The 635-nt window shown below is 58.3% G+C and carries 2 protein-coding genes; both read right to left on the reverse strand.

Going from position 1 to position 635, the window contains the following annotated elements:
- The coding region (locus AEYBE204_RS41150; RefSeq protein ID WP_369751917.1) for a phage filamentation protein Fil family protein at positions 1-163 on the reverse strand (163 nt) is incomplete at its 3' end.
- Position 164: 1 nt separating this feature from the next.
- A partial coding sequence (locus AEYBE204_RS39235; protein WP_023464162.1) for a phage regulatory CII family protein occupies positions 165-635 on the reverse strand: 471 nt, incomplete at its 5' end.

Here is a 635-nt window from a genome sequence, read left to right on the forward strand (position 1 = left end):
GTGAAACTGGCTTAGCCGTTGACAGGTCACGCAGCAAGGCAGCCTGATCGTGACGTGGGCGCCAGCGCTTGCCGCCCGGCAGTTCAATAAAACCGTGTTCAAAATGCCGCGATGGGCTTTGTTGTTTCAGCAGCGGAGCGATAGAAATAACCACGGTGATCACCTCAGCTTAAACCAGCAACAGCACTCAGCCCGCTGATCACGTCAACGGTGGAGGCCAGAGCCGGGGTGGATTGGATGCGGTTCTGAACGGTCAAGCCGATCAGCGACAAATGGCGGATCGCCGTGTTGACGCTTTCAAGCAGTGCGCTTTTGCGTACCGGCGTTTTGTGGTCACCCTGAACGGCGGCGGCGGCAACGTTGCCAACTGCGGCCGTAGCCTGCAGTGCATACGTTGGAATATTCCCGGCGCAAGCCTCATTGACAGGCACGGACGGCATGCAGTTGATTTGTGCCAGCAAGGCATCAATCAGGCTGGAATCCTCTGTAGCGTCAGTGATCACCAGCAGTTCGGCACACGTGAGCTGATGCGGCTGGCCCGGACTCAATTTGTTGCGCAGCGTCTGGGCGTTCATGCCGAGCTGTTTAGCAAGCGCCGTCACATTGTGGCGAGCTGGAAACTGGCGGCAGGCTTC

Origin of the sequence: Asticcacaulis sp. YBE204 (assembly GCF_000495855.1) — a bacterium.
GTDB lineage: Bacteria > Pseudomonadota > Alphaproteobacteria > Caulobacterales > Caulobacteraceae > Asticcacaulis.